Genomic DNA, 12,993 nt, shown 5'->3' with positions numbered 1-12,993 from the left:
GGTGCGGCCCCCACGCGGTCAGCGCTTGGGGTCGGCCGCCGCGGCGTCGCGGCCGCGCTGGATGATCCGCTGGAAGGCGAAGTTCGAGGCGTCGTTGACGGCGTTCTTGGCGACGACGTCGCTCGCGGTGATCGTCTTGCCGTTCTTCAGGCCGGAGATGGCGAAGTAGGCGTAGCGGCCGACCGCGTTGGAGGTCATCCGGCAGGCCACGGCGTGGCAGAAGTCGTTGACGCCGCCGCCGGGGAGCGGGCCCAGGTACTGGGCGACCTTCTGCAGCTTCGCCGCGTGGGCCTTGTCGTCGAAGACGGCGATACCGACGGTGACCGCCACGGTGCCCTCGGTGTACGTGGCGCGGATCAGCTTGCGGCAGCCGTTGGCGCTGAGCGCCGCGGCCAGGGCGCCGTGGGCGCCCGAGGCGCACTGGGTGGTCTGCGCGGTGCCCGTCTTGACGTAGACGCGGCCGCTCATCAGGAACTGCTTGCCGGGGAAGAGCGAGCCCGGGGTGACCGGGGCCTTGTCCTTCGCGGCGGTCGACAGGTAGTCCAGCGGGTTCGCCGGGGGCGGCGGGGCGACCGAGGAGAACGACGGGGTGGGCGGCAGCGGCTGCTGGCTGGCGGTGGTGCTCGACGAGGGGCCCGCCACCGGCTTGTCGGAGCTCTTGCCGGACATCACCACGGCCGTGGCGACGCCGCCCGCGATCACGGCGACGGCCACGATGCCGCCGGTGAGCATCAGCATCCGGCGGCGGCGGGCACCGCTGGCCGCCTGCTGGTCGGCTATCGCGCCCCAGTCGGGGGTGCCGGGGCTGTCGGGGACGCCGCCCGGAGGGCCGCCCGCCGGGCCCTGCTGGCGCGGGAAGGGCGTGCGGTGGCTCCCCATGCCCGGAGCGCCCTGCGGGGCGCCCTGCGCGGCGCCCGGGCCCGCGGAGGGGCCGGTGGGCGCGGCGGGGCCGGGGGCCGCACCAGGGGAGCCCTGGGAGCCCTGCGGCGTCCAGGACGGGCCCTGGGCGCCCTGCTGACCGCTGCTCTGCGGCCCGCCGCCCTGCGGTCCCGACGGCCCCGGGGACGGCTGCTGACCGAACTGCTGCCGGGGGTCGTCGCCGTACCCGGCCTGCCGCGGGTGCGGCGCCTGCGGCTGCGGAGCCCGCGCGGCGTACGGCGGCTGGGGCCGGGAGGGGATGACGCGCCCCTCGAGGACCTCGCGCCCGCCGTCGGCGGCGCCAGGCCGGGGATCCTGTGGTGGCTGCTGCCCGGAGCCTTCAGTCATGTCGCGCATCATATTGCCGGTCCGGCCCGCTCCGTGTTCCGGCAAAAACGAGTTGGGGCCGATCGCGCCCCCCAGGGAGAATCCAGACCATGGGACATGTGGAAGCAGCGCACATCGAGTACTACCTGCCGGACGGGCGGGCGCTGCTGGGCGACGTCTCGTTCCGGGTCGGCGACGGCGCCGTGGTCGCCCTGGTGGGGGCGAACGGCGCGGGGAAGACCACCCTGCTCCGGCTGATCGCCGGGGAGATCAAGGCGCACGGCGGATCGGTGACGGTCAGCGGCGGCCTCGGCGTGATGCGCCAGTTCGTCGGCAGCGTGCGCGACGACAGGACCGTACGCGACCTGCTGGTGTCGGTGGCGCACCCGCGGATCCAGGCCGCCGCGAAGGCCGTCGACGCCGCCGAGCTGGCGATCATGGCGCAGGACGACGAACCGGCGCAGATGGCGTACGCCCACGCGCTCGGCGAGTGGGCCGACGCGCACGGCTACGAGGCAGAGACCCTCTGGGACAAGTGCACGGTCGCGGCGCTCGGCGTGCCGTACGACCGGGCGCAGTGGCGCGAGGTCAAGACGCTCTCGGGCGGCGAGCAGAAGCGGCTGGTGCTGGAGGCGCTGCTGCGTGGACCCGACGAGGTGCTGCTGCTCGACGAGCCGGACAACTATCTGGACGTCCCCGGCAAGCGCTGGCTGGAGGAGCAGCTCGCCCTCACCAAGAAGACGGTGCTCTTCGTCAGCCACGACCGGGAGTTGCTGGCCCGCAGCGCGCAGAAGATCGTCGCCGTCGAGACCGGGCCCGCCGGGTCCACGGTGTGGGTGCACGGCGGCGGCTTCTCCACCTTCCACGAGGCGCGCAAGGAGCGCTTCGCGCGCTTCGAGGAGCTGCGCCGCCGCTGGGACGAGGAGCACGCCAAGCTCAAGGCCATGGTGCTGCGGCTGCGGCAGCAGGCGGCGATCAGCCCGGACATGGCCTCGCGCTACCACGCGGCCCAGACGCGGCTGAAGCGGTTCGAGGACGCGGGCGCCCCGCAGGAGCCGCCGCGCGAGCAGGACATCACGATGCGGCTGCGCGGCGGCCGTACCGGGGTGCGGGCGGTGACCTGCGAGAAGCTGGAGCTGACCGGCCTGATGAAGCCGTTCGACCTGGAGGTCTTCTACGGCGAGCGGGTCGCGGTGCTGGGCTCCAACGGGTCGGGGAAGTCACATTTCCTGCGGCTGCTGGCCGGCGACCCGAGCGTCGCGCACACCGGCTCGTACAAGCTGGGCGCCCGGGTGGTGCCCGGGCACTTCGCCCAGACGCACGCGCACCCCGAGCTGATCGGCCGCCCGCTGGTGGACATCCTGTGGACCGAGCACGCCCGCGACCGCGGGCAGGCGATGTCGGTGCTGCGCCGCTACGAGCTGGAGCGGCAGGGCGACCAGCCCTTCGACAAGCTCTCCGGCGGCCAGCAGGCCCGCTTCCAGATCCTGCTGATGGAGCTGACCGGCACCACGGCACTGCTGCTCGACGAGCCCACCGACAACCTGGACCTGGAGAGCGCCGAGGCGCTGCAGGAGGGCCTGGAGTCGTACGACGGCACGGTGCTCGCCGTCACCCACGACCGCTGGTTCGCCCGCTCCTTCGACCGTTTCCTGGTCTTCGGCAGCGACGGTCTGGTCCGGGAGACCGCCGAGCCGGTCTGGGACGAGCGCCGGGTGGAGCGCAAGCGCTAGGACCCGTGTCAGGGGGCCGTACCACCCGCGTTTTGACCCGTACGGCCCCGCACGGGTATTCTGCGATGTCGTTATGCGTATTGGCTTGCTCTATCTCACGTGAGGGGCCCTTACGCCGGTTCACCGGGCCGATTGACCAGCGGCTGGCAGACGGGTTGCGTCCCCGTCGGCCGCCAAGGCTGTCGTGATCGTCCGGGTGGCCTTGTCAGGAACCCATTCACTGAAGAAGCGAAGGCTACGACCGTGCGTACGTTCAGCCCCAAGCCCGGCGATGTCACGCGCCAGTGGCACGTAATCGACGCGCAGGACGTTGTCCTGGGCCGTCTGGCCACTCAGGCCGCGACCCTCCTGCGGGGCAAGCACAAGCCCATCTACGCGCCGCACGTTGACACCGGTGACTTCGTCATCATCATCAACGCCGACAAGGTGCACCTGTCGGGGAACAAGAAGACCCAGAAGATGGCGTACCGCCACTCCGGCTACCCGGGCGGCCTGCGCTCCGTGCGCTACGACGAGCTGCTGGAGAAGAACCCCGAGAAGGCCGTCGAGAAGGCCATCAAGGGCATGCTCCCCAAGAACACTCTCGGCCGTCAGATGCTCTCGAAGCTGAAGGTCTACTCGGGCGACAAGCACCCGCACGCTGCCCAGCAGCCGGTGCCGTTCGAGATCACCCAGGTCGCGCAGTAGTCCCGGCCACCAGCTACCAGAAAGAATCTGAGGAGAATCGTGGCTGAGACCACTGCCGAGACCGTTCTCGAGGGCGAAGAGACCTTCGAGGAGATCACGACCTTCGAGTCCGAGACCCCCGAGTCGGAGTACACCTCCGAGTCGATGGCCTCCCGCTTCGGCGACCCGCAGCCGGCTGCCGGCACCGGCCGCCGCAAGCAGTCCATCGCCCGCGTCCGGATCGTTCCGGGCACCGGGAAGTGGAAGATCAACGGCCGCACCCTCGAGGGCTACTTCCCCAACAAGGTGCACCAGCAGGAAGTCAACGAGCCCTTCAAGGTGCTCGAGCTCGACAACCGGTACGACGTCATCGCCCGCATCAGCGGCGGCGGCATCTCCGGCCAGGCCGGCGCGCTGCGCCTGGGTGTCGCGCGTGCGCTCAACGAGGCGGACGTCGACAACAACCGCGGCCCGCTCAAGAAGGCCGGCTTCCTGACCCGTGACGACCGCGCGGTCGAGCGGAAGAAGGCCGGTCTGAAGAAGGCGCGCAAGGCGCCGCAGTTCAGCAAGCGCTAAATCGCCTCTGGCGCGGGAACCCATGCCGCGCCGGGCGCATCGAACGCCTCGGAGACACTCTTGTGCCTCCGAGGCGTTCGCATTACTGGCAATCGGCGTATATGTCTGTTGATACGACCGCGCGCACTGGATCGTTGAGCATGACCGCACGACCGCACGGATCATCGGAGGAAACACAGTGGGACGACTCTTCGGCACCGACGGGGTGCGGGGTATGGCCAACGCCGACCTCACCGCCGAGCTCGCTCTTGGCCTGTCGGTCGCGGCGGCTCATGTGCTCGCCGAGGCGGGCACCTTCGCGGGCCACCGGCCGGTGGCGGTCGTGGGGCGCGATCCGCGCGCCTCGGGCGAGTTCCTGGAGGCCGCCATCGTGGCGGGCCTCGCGAGCGCGGGCGTGGACGTCCTGCGAGTCGGTGTGCTGCCCACCCCCGCGGTGGCGTATCTCACCGGCGCGCTGGGCGCCGACCTCGGCGTGATGCTGTCCGCCAGCCACAACGCGATGCCGGACAACGGCATCAAGATCCTGGCCCGCGGCGGGCACAAGCTCGACGACGAGCTGGAGGAGCGGATCGAGGCGGTCTACGCGGAGCACCGCACCGGCGCGCCCTGGAACCGCCCCACCGGTGACGGCGTGGGCCGGGTCCGCGACTACGACGAGGGCTTCGACCAGTACGTCGCCCACCTCATCGGCGTGCTGCCCAACCGGCTCGACGGGCTGAAGGTCGTCCTCGACGAGGCGCACGGCGCCGCCTCCCACGTCTCGCCCGAGGCGTTCTCCCGGGCCGGGGCCGAGATCATCACCATCGGCGCGCAGCCCGACGGCCTCAACATCAACGACGGCTGCGGCTCCACCCACCTGGAGCTGCTGAAGGCCGCCGTCGTCGAGCACCAGGCCGACTTCGGCATCGCGCACGACGGCGACGCCGACCGCTGCCTCGCCGTGGACGCCACCGGCGAGGAGGTCGACGGCGACCAGATCCTGGCCATCCTCGCCCTCGCGCTGCGCGAGCGCGGCGCACTGCGGCAGAACACCGTCGTCGGCACCGTGATGTCCAACCTCGGCTTCAAGCTGGCGATGGAGCGCGAGGGCATCGAGCTGGTGCAGACCGCGGTCGGCGACCGCTATGTGCTGGAGTCGATGAAGGAGCACGGCTACGCGCTCGGCGGCGAGCAGTCCGGTCATGTCATCGCGCTCGACCACGCCACCACCGGCGACGGCACCCTGACCGGTCTGCTGCTGGCCGCCCGGGTCGCCGCCACCAAGCGGACCCTGGCCGACCTCGCCTCGGTGATGACGCGGCTGCCGCAGGTGCTCATCAACGTGCCGGACGTCGACAAGAGCCGGGTGGACACCACGCCCGAGCTGACCGTCGCCGTCGCCGAGGCCACCGCGGAGCTGGGCGCCACCGGGCGGGTGCTGCTGCGCCCCTCGGGCACCGAGCCGCTGGTGCGCGTCATGGTCGAGGCCGCCGACATCGACCACGCCCGGTCGGTCGCCGGACGCCTCGCGGACGTCGTCAAGTCCACCCTGGGCTGATCCCTCTCCGGGCCGATCCGCCGATCCGCCGATCAGCCGGGCCGTCAGGCCCGGTCGCTGGCCGCCCGGTTGTCAGACCGTCAGCCGACGCTGTCTCGCCCAGAGCCGCTTCTGGGCGAGCAGCGTCAGGGTGCCCGCCAGCGCGATGCCCCCCAGGTTGATGACCAGCTGCAGGACCGAGCCCCACACCTCGTGCCACTGGCCGTAGCTGAAGGCCAGTGCGGCGTTCGCCGCGGCGGGCACCGTCGTCACCGAGATCGCCACCCCCACCAGCGCGCCCGACTTGGACGAGGTGAGGGAGAGGATTCCGGCGATACCGGCCAGGAACGCCACCACGAACGAGTCCCACGACGGCTGCCAGATGAACTGCGTCGCCGGGTGCGGCGCGTCGAACCGCGCCTGGGTGAACAGCCCCAGCGAGTCCATCACGTCGCTGAAGACCCCGGCCAGCAGCATCGCGACCGGGAAGCCGACCGCCAGCGCGACCACCGAGCGCCCCAGCAGCCCGCGGTCATGGCGTACCAGTCCGGTGCAGACCCCGGCCAGCGGCCCGAACTCCGGGCCCACCACCATCGCGCCGACGATCAGGATCGAGCTGTCCAGCATCACCCCGTAGGCGGCGAGCATGGTGGCCACCGTCAGGAACGCCAGATACGTGACGGTGAGCGTCGACTCCTCGTGGGTCTCCTCGACCAGCTTCTCCCACACCACCGCGTCGGCGCCCTCGCCCGGTGCCTCCTGCCGGGCCTGCTCGGCGCTCCGCGACATCGACACGTCGATGTTCTCCACCGCGATCGACCCGGTGTCGGCCACCCCCAGCTCCCGCAGCCCGCTCAGCAGCCCGTCGGCCGACTCCCGCGCCACGTCGCAGGTCAGCACATCGCCGAGCGGGTCGTACGCGGCGCCCCTGACGACCGTCAGATGGGTGGCGCCCAACGTCGCCGACACCAGGGTGGCGACCTCCTCGGTGCGGTCGGACGGCACGATCATCCGCAGGTGCAGCACGCGGTGGCTCCCGTTCGGCGTGAGCGCGCGGGCGGGTGCGCTCAGAGTTTGCGCAGGGACAGACGCTGCACCTTGTGCGTGGGGCCCTTGCGGAGCACCAGCGTCGCCCGGCTGCGGGTCGGCAGCACATTCTGCTGCAGATTGGGCTGGTTGACGGTCCGCCACATCAGCCGGGCGTAGTCCAGTGCCTCGGCTTCCGACACCTGGGTGTACTTGCGGAAGTACGAGTACGGGTTCTGGAACGCCGTCTCGCGCAGCTTCCTGAACCGCCCCAGGTACCACTGCTCGATGTCCTCGGTGCGGGCGTCCACGTACACGCTGAAGTCGAAGTGGTCGGCCAGACCGATCCGGGTGCGGCCGTCCTTGCCCGGCAGCGCGGGCTGCAGGACGTTGAGGCCCTCCACGATGAGGATGTCGGGGCGGCGTACGGTCAGCCGCTCGCCGGGCACGATGTCGTAGATCAGATGCGAGTAGACGGGCGCGGTCACCTCGGCGCGGCCCGCCTTCACGTCCGCCACGAAACGGGTCAGCGCGCGCCGGTCGTACGACTCGGGGAAGCCCTTGCGGGACATCAGGCCGCGCCGGTGCAGCTCCGCGTTGGGCAGCAGGAAACCGTCGGTGGTCACCAGCTCCACCCGGGGGTGCTCGGGCCAGCGGGCCAGCAGCGCCTGGAGCAGCCGGGCGGTCGTCGACTTGCCGACCGCCACACTGCCCGCCACGCCGATCACGAACGGTGTACCCGGCTGCGCGCCCTGGCCGCCGCCCGCGTCGCCCAGGAAGGTGTTCAGCGCGCCGCGCAGACCGCTGTGCGCGCCGACGTACAGATTGAGCAGCCGGGACAGCGGCAGATAGACGTCCACCACCTCGTCCAGGTCGATGACGTCGCCGAGGCCGCGCAGCTTCTCCACCTCCGCGGCCGTCAGCGGCAGCGGGGTGCGCTCGCGCAGCGCGCTCCACTGCTCCCGGGTGAGGTCCACGTACGGGCTGGTCGCGGCGGGGGTCGTCGGCACGGGCCCATTGTCCAGCGGGCACGCGCGCGCCGCGCCCCGGGGGTCCCGGCGGCTGCCCGGAAGCGGGCAGGGGCGGGTGCGGCTCCCGGCCGGGGCGGGCGGCGGCACCTAAACTGGCGGCCATGTGCGGCATCGTGGGTTACGTCGGCGGGCAGGGCGCGCTCGACGTGGTGATGGCTGGTCTGGAACGGCTGGAGTACCGCGGTTACGACTCCGCCGGGGTCGCGGTGCTCGCCGACGGCGGCCTCGCCACGGCCAAGAAGGCGGGCAAGCTCGGCAACCTCCGCGAGGAGCTGGCCCGGCAGCCGCTGCCGACCGGCGGCACCGGCCTCGGCCACACCCGCTGGGCCACCCACGGCGCCCCCACCGACCGCAACGCCCACCCGCACCTGGACAACGCGGGCCGCGTCGCCGTCGTCCACAACGGCATCATCGAGAACTTCGCCCCGCTGCGCGCCGAACTCGCCGAACGCGGCCACACCCTCGGCTCCGAGACCGACACCGAGGTCGTCGGGCATCTGCTGGCCGAGGAGTTCGCCTCCAGCGGCGACCTGGCCGAGGCCATGCGCCAGGTGTGCGGGCGGCTCGACGGCGCCTTCACCCTCGTCGCCGTGCACGCCGACGCCCCCGGGGTCGTGGTCGGCGCCCGCCGCAACTCCCCGCTGGTCGTCGGCGTCGGCGACGGCGAGAACTTCCTCGCCTCCGACGTCGCCGCCTTCATCGCGCACACCCGCGAGGCGATCGAGCTGGGCCAGGACCAGGTCGTGGAACTGCGCGCGGACGGCGTCACCGTCACCGACTTCACCGGGAAACCGGCCGACGTCCGCCCGTATCACGTCAGTTGGGACGCGTCCGCCGCCGAGAAGGGCGGCTACGACTACTTCATGCTCAAGGAGATCGCCGAGCAGCCCAAGGCCGTCGCGGACACCCTGCTCGGCCGGATCGACGCCGACGGGCGGCTCACCCTCGACGAGGTGCGCATCCCCGGCCATGTGCTGCGCGAGGCCGACAAGATCGTGATCGTCGCCTGCGGCACCGCCTTCCACGCCGGGATGATCGCCAAGTACGCCATCGAGCACTGGACGCGGCTGCCCTGCGAGGTCGAGCTGGCCAGCGAGTTCCGCTACCGCGACCCGATCCTCGACAGCCGCACCCTGGTGGTCGCCGTGAGCCAGTCCGGCGAGACCATGGACACCCTGATGGCCCTGCGGCACGCCCGCGAGCAGGGCGCCCGGGTGCTGGCGATCTGCAACACCAACGGCTCCACCATCCCGCGCGAGTCCGACGCCGTCCTCTACACCCGGGCAGGGCCGGAGGTCGCCGTCGCCTCCACCAAGGCGTTCCTGACCCAGCTCGTCGCCTGCTACCTCGTCGCGCTCTATCTCGGGCAGACGCGCGGCACCAAGTGGGGCGACGAGATCCACGCCGTCATCCGCGAGCTGTCCGACATCTCCTGCAAGGTCGAGCAGGTGCTGCGGACCATGGAGCCGGTCCGCGAACTCGCCCGCTCCCTCAGCGACAAGAAGACCGTGCTCTTCCTCGGCAGGCACGTGGGCTACCCGGTCGCCCTGGAGGGCGCCCTCAAGCTCAAGGAGCTCGCCTACATGCACGCGGAGGGCTTCGCCGCGGGCGAGTTGAAGCACGGCCCGATCGCACTCGTCGAGGACGATCTGCCGGTCGTCGTCATCGTGCCCTCGCCGCGCGGCCGTTCGGTGCTGCACGACAAGATCGTCTCCAACATCCAGGAGATCAGGGCGCGCGGCGCCCGCACCATCGTGATCGCCGAGGAGGGCGACGAGACCGTCGTGCCGTACGCCGACCATCTCGTACGGGTGCCGCAGACGCCGGTACTGCTCCAACCCCTCGTGACCACCGTGCCGTTGCAGGTCTTCGCCTGCGAACTGGCCACCGCCCGCGGCAACGAGGTCGACCAGCCGCGCAACCTCGCCAAGTCGGTGACCGTCGAGTGATCATCGGAGTCGGTATCGACGTGGCCGAGATCGAACGCTTCGCCGCGGCCCTGGAACGCACCCCCGGCATGGCCGAACGCCTCTTCCTCCCCGACGAGTTGCTGCTTCCCTCCGGCGAGCGCCGCGGTGTCGCCTCGCTCGCCGCCCGCTTCGCCGCCAAGGAAGCCGTCGCCAAGTCCCTGGGCGCCCCGGCCGGCCTGCGCTGGCTCGACGCCGAGATCACCACCGAGCCGTCCGGGCGCCCCCGGCTCGGCGTCACCGGCACCGTGGCCGCCCGCGCCGCCGAACTCGGCGTCCGCCACTGGCACGTCTCGCTCAGCCACGACGCGGGCGTGGCGTCGGCGGTCGTCATCGCCGAGGGTTAGGGCGTGTCCTGGCCCGCACTGCAACCGGAGAGAGGCTGGCGATGAGGTACGCGCACACGGTGGAGACCGTACGGGCCGCGGAGGCCGCGCTGATGGCACGGCTGCCCGAGGGGGCGCTCATGCAGCGGGCCGCGGCCGGGCTCGCGGCGGCCTGCGCGGACGTGCTCGGCGGGCGCCGGGTCTACGGGGCGCGGATCGTCGTCCTGGCCGGCAGCGGCGCCAACGGCGGTGACGCGCTGTACGCCGCCGCCCGGCTGGCGCGGCGCGGGGCCGGGGTACGGGCGCTGCTCCTGACGCCCGAACGCGCCCATCCCGGCGGGCTCGCCGCCCTGCTGTCGGCGGGCGGGCGGGTCGCCGACGCCACCGAGGCGTTCGCCGTGCTCGGCCGGGCCGATCTCGTCCTCGACGGGATCACCGGCATCGGCGGCAAGGGCGGACTGCGGCCGGCCGCCGTACCGCTGGCCGAGGTCGCGCGCTCCTCGCGGGCGGCCGTCGTCGCCGTCGACCTGCCCAGCGGTGTCGACGCCGACACCGGCGAGGTGACGGGCGCCGCCGTGCACGCCGACGCGACCGTCACCTTCGGCACCTACAAGCCCGGACTGCTCGTCGACCCCGCCGCCGGCTACGCGGGCGCCCTGCGGCTGGTCGGTATCGGCCTCGACGACGATCTCGGGTCGCCGGAGCTGGCCGCCTTCCAGCACGCCGACGTCGCCGCGCTGCTGCCGCGGCCTTCCGGGGAGAGCGACAAGTACCGGCGCGGAGTGGTCGGTGTCGTCGCCGGGTCGCAGCGCTATCCCGGGGCCGCGGTGCTGGCCGTCTCCGGGGCGCTGCGGGGCGGCGCCGGTGCCGTGCGGTACGTCGGGCACGGCGGGGACGCGGTGCTCGCCGCGCACCCCGAGGCGCTGGTGACCACCGGGTCGCCGCATGACGCCGGGCGCGTCCAGGCATGGGTGGTCGGGCCGGGGCTCGGCGACGCCGCTGACGCGCGGGCGGCGGTTGCCTCGGTGCTCGCTTCCGATGTGCCGGTGCTGGTGGACGCGGACGGGTTGCGGCTGATGGAGGCGGCGGCGGTGCGGGGGCGCTCCGCGCCGACGGTGCTCACGCCGCATGCCGGGGAGGCGGCGGCGCTGCTCGGCTGGAGCCGGGAGGACGTCGAGGCACGGCGGCTCTCCGCGGTGCGTGCCCTCGTCCGGCTCTTCGGGGCCACCGTCCTCCTCAAGGGCTCGACCACTCTCGTCGCCGGTCCCGACCCCGCCCGGCCCGTCCACGTCAACCCCACCGGCACCGCCTGGCTCGCCACCGCCGGCAGCGGCGACGTCCTCTCCGGCCTCACCGGCTCCCTCCTCGCCACCGCCCTCCCCGCCCCCGAGGCCGCCGCCTGCGGTGCCTACCTCCACGGCCTCGCCGCCCGCCACCTCGCCGCCACCCACGGCACCCCCCTCACCGCCGCCGACCTCCCCCGCGCCCTCCCCACCGCCTGGTCCTCCCTCTCCTAGCCACCGCCCCGGCTGCAGCGGAGGAGGTGGGGGTGTCACACCCCCGTGGACCGGCAGCCGCCATCCGGCCTGGGAGGGGGCGTGGCGGGGTGTCCCCGCAGGGCGCCGAACACTCCCCCCGCAGAAGCCAGTACACCCGGCAAGTGTTTGGCGCCCGAGGAGATACCCCGGCAGGGCCCCGACCCCACCCACCACGGAGGCGCCATCAGGCGCGCGAGCCTGAGAGACTGACCGGTAATGGACGAGAAGGGAACGCGCGCCTGGGCGCGGATCGACCTGGGCGCGCTGCAAGCGAACGTCGTGGCGCTCAAGGCAAAAGCACCGACCGCCGCCTTCATGGCAGTCGTGAAAGCCGACGCGTACGGCCACGGCATGCTGCCGTGCGCCCAGGCCGCGGTCGAGGCCGGCGCGACCTGGCTCGGCGTGGCGACGCCGGACGAGGCCCTGGCCCTGCGCCGCGCAGGGGTGACGGCCCGCCTGCTGTGCTGGCTGTGGACCCCCGGAGGGCCCTGGCGGGAGTGCGTCGACGCGGACGTGGACGTGACGGTCAGCGCCCAGTGGGCGCTGACCGAGGTCATGGCGGCGGCCCGCGCGGCCGGCCGCCCGGCCAGGGTGCAGCTCAAGATCGACGCGGGGCTGGGCCGCAACGGCGCCCAGCCGGAACAGTGGCCGGAACTGACCGCCGCCGCCCGCGCGGCCGAGCGCGCGGGGCTGATCAGGGTGACGGGCGTATGGGCGCACTTCAGCTGCGCCGACGACCCCGGCCACCCCTCGATCGCCCGCGAACTGGCCGTCTTCAGGACCGCCCTGGAGCAGGCGGCGGACGCGGGCCTCGCCCCCGAGGTGCGGCACATGGCGAACTCCCCGGGGACGCTGACACTGCCGGAGTCCCACTTCGACCTGGTGCGCCCGGGCGTGGCGATGTACGGCATCTCGCCGGTGCCGGACGTCGGCGGCCCGGCCGACTTCGGGTTGCGCCCGGTGATGACGCTGGCGGCCCGGCTGGCGTCGGTGAAGCGGGTGCCGGGCGGCCACGGGGTGAGCTACGGGCACACGTACCTGACGCCCGGTGAGACCACGCTCGCCCTGGTCCCGCTGGGGTACGCCGACGGCGTACCGCGGCACGCGTCGAGCACGGGCCCGGTGCTGGTGGCGGGCAAGTGGCGGACGGTGGCGGGCCGGGTGGCCATGGACCAGTTCGTGGTGGACCTGGGCGGCGACACGGCGGAGGCGGGCGACGAGGCGGTGCTGTTCGGCCCCGGCGACGGCGGCGAGCCGACGGCGGAGGACTGGGCACGGGCGGCGGGCACCATCGCGTACGAGATCGTCACCCGGATCGGCGGCCGGGTGCCGCGGGTCTACACCGGTGGCCAGAGGAGCTGTTGAGCGC

Annotated in this window: 11 protein-coding genes; 8 read left to right on the top strand and 3 right to left on the bottom strand. The window is 72.9% G+C overall.

All coding sequences use genetic code 11. The annotated features are described in order from the left end of the window. Positions 1-18 precede the first annotated feature (18 nt). Positions 19-1,266: a hypothetical protein gene (locus tag AB0M29_RS01635; protein ID WP_365377339.1), complete on the bottom strand. Its 1,248-nt coding sequence runs from the start codon at positions 1,264-1,266 to the stop codon at positions 19-21. 89 nt (positions 1,267-1,355) lie between these two features. Between AB0M29_RS01635 and AB0M29_RS01630 the strand changes: the two genes are divergently transcribed. The 4 genes from AB0M29_RS01630 to glmM all read left to right on the top strand — a co-directional run bounded on the left by AB0M29_RS01630 (position 1,356) and on the right by glmM (position 5,757). After that, the gene (locus AB0M29_RS01630; protein ID WP_365377335.1) at positions 1,356-2,978 is read left to right on the top strand and encodes an ATP-binding cassette domain-containing protein; all 1,623 of its coding nucleotides are present in this window, start codon (positions 1,356-1,358) and stop codon (positions 2,976-2,978) included. Between the two features lie 243 nt (positions 2,979-3,221). Continuing rightward, positions 3,222-3,665 (top strand): 50S ribosomal protein L13, encoded by a 444-nt coding sequence (gene rplM / locus AB0M29_RS01625; protein ID WP_365377332.1) that lies wholly within the window; start codon positions 3,222-3,224, stop codon positions 3,663-3,665. A 39-nt stretch (positions 3,666-3,704) separates the two neighbouring features. After that, complete coding sequence (gene rpsI / locus AB0M29_RS01620; RefSeq protein WP_365377329.1) at positions 3,705-4,220, top strand: 30S ribosomal protein S9; 516 nt, start codon at positions 3,705-3,707, stop codon at positions 4,218-4,220. Between the two features lie 178 nt (positions 4,221-4,398). Beyond that, positions 4,399-5,757: a phosphoglucosamine mutase gene (glmM, locus tag AB0M29_RS01615; RefSeq protein ID WP_365377326.1), complete on the top strand. Its 1,359-nt coding sequence runs from the start codon at positions 4,399-4,401 to the stop codon at positions 5,755-5,757. 72 nt (positions 5,758-5,829) lie between these two features. Here the strand turns inward: glmM and AB0M29_RS01610 are convergent, their stop codons facing one another. Together AB0M29_RS01610 and coaA are read right to left on the bottom strand one after the other, a co-directional pair. Continuing rightward, positions 5,830-6,762 carry a DUF389 domain-containing protein gene (locus AB0M29_RS01610; protein WP_365377323.1) on the bottom strand — a complete coding sequence of 311 codons (933 nt, stop codon included), beginning with the start codon at positions 6,760-6,762 and terminating at the stop codon, positions 5,830-5,832. A gap of 41 nt (positions 6,763-6,803) precedes the next feature. Continuing rightward, entirely contained in the window at positions 6,804-7,772 is a 969-nt protein-coding gene (coaA, locus tag AB0M29_RS01605; protein WP_365377320.1) for a type I pantothenate kinase, read from the bottom strand. A 122-nt stretch (positions 7,773-7,894) separates the two neighbouring features. Between coaA and glmS the strand changes: the two genes are divergently transcribed. The 4 genes from glmS (at position 7,895) to alr (ending at position 12,989) form a co-directional block, all read left to right on the top strand. Next, complete coding sequence (glmS, locus tag AB0M29_RS01600) at positions 7,895-9,742, top strand: glutamine--fructose-6-phosphate transaminase (isomerizing) (RefSeq protein ID WP_365377317.1); 1,848 nt, start codon at positions 7,895-7,897, stop codon at positions 9,740-9,742. Beyond that, the gene (locus AB0M29_RS01595; RefSeq protein WP_365377314.1) at positions 9,739-10,107 is read left to right on the top strand and encodes a holo-ACP synthase; all 369 of its coding nucleotides are present in this window, start codon (positions 9,739-9,741) and stop codon (positions 10,105-10,107) included. Before glmS ends, AB0M29_RS01595 begins: the two co-directional genes overlap by 4 nt. A 41-nt stretch (positions 10,108-10,148) precedes the next feature. Beyond that, on the top strand, positions 10,149-11,603 hold the full coding sequence (locus AB0M29_RS01590) for an NAD(P)H-hydrate dehydratase (RefSeq protein ID WP_365377311.1): 1,455 nt from the start codon (positions 10,149-10,151) through the stop codon (positions 11,601-11,603). Between the two features lie 237 nt (positions 11,604-11,840). After that, positions 11,841-12,989: an alanine racemase gene (alr, locus tag AB0M29_RS01585; protein WP_365377308.1), complete on the top strand. Its 1,149-nt coding sequence runs from the start codon at positions 11,841-11,843 to the stop codon at positions 12,987-12,989. Positions 12,990-12,993 lie beyond the last annotated feature (4 nt).

The organism is Streptomyces sp. NPDC051976, assembly GCF_040680795.1.
Taxonomy (GTDB): Bacteria; Actinomycetota; Actinomycetes; order Streptomycetales; family Streptomycetaceae; genus Actinacidiphila.
Note: the sequence above shows the minus strand (reverse complement) of the source record. Positions and strands in the feature narration are given on the sequence as shown.